The organism is Streptomyces boluensis, from assembly GCF_009908195.1.
Classification (GTDB): Bacteria; Actinomycetota; Actinomycetes; order Streptomycetales; family Streptomycetaceae; genus Streptomyces; species Streptomyces boluensis.
The window spans coordinates 1-642 of the sequence record NZ_JAAAHS010000774.1 but is presented as its reverse complement, the minus strand read 5'-3'; the positions used below and the strand labels follow the sequence as shown (position 1 = coordinate 642).

At 67.8% G+C, this 642-nt stretch carries 1 protein-coding gene; it reads right to left on the bottom strand.

Annotated features, from left to right (window positions below):
- Positions 1 to 246: 246 nt before the first annotated feature.
- Positions 247 to 642 (bottom strand): cupredoxin domain-containing protein (locus GUY60_RS38035; protein WP_223178789.1); only part of this gene is annotated, 396 nt, incomplete at its 5' end.

The following is a 642-nucleotide window of genomic DNA, read 5'->3' as shown; positions in this document are numbered from 1 at the left end:
GATCCCCCTCCGGGCGCGGGCGGGTCAAAGGGGCGGGGTGGGCTGGATGCAGAGCAGAACGGCACACCGCCTACGTCCCGCGGTCGCGAAATGTGCACAACCGGGGCCGCCACCCCCCACAGGAGAAGGCCCCGGTTGCGCCACGTGCGGCCGCTACGGATCAAAGCCGCATCCCGTTCTGCGGTGAATGGAAATGGAGCGTTACACCCCCACGTGAACTGGCCCTGAAATCCCCACGCGTGATGGTCAGTTGTGGTGCTTCTTCGCAGTGACCGTGAACTTGCCTCGGATGCCGTCGCCGACCATGCCCGGCTTGCAGGCGGTGGTGTACGCGCCGGGCTCGGTGACCTTCACGGTCATCGCGCGGGACGTGCCGGGCCCGATGCCCTCGACCTCGCTGACCACCCTGTCGTCGGGGCCGTAGAGGTAGAACTCGGTGATTTTGCCGCCCTCGTTGCTGACCTCGAAGGCGATGGATCCGGCGGGTGCTGATGTTCTGGAGAGCTTGCAGGCGGCGTCGGTGGACTGTACGGCGATGGCACCCGATTTCGCGTCGCTGCCCGTGTCGGCGGCCTTTTCGGTGCAGGCGGTCATGAGGGCGAGGGGGCTGATGGCGAGCAGGGCGATGGCGGCGGGCCGGGT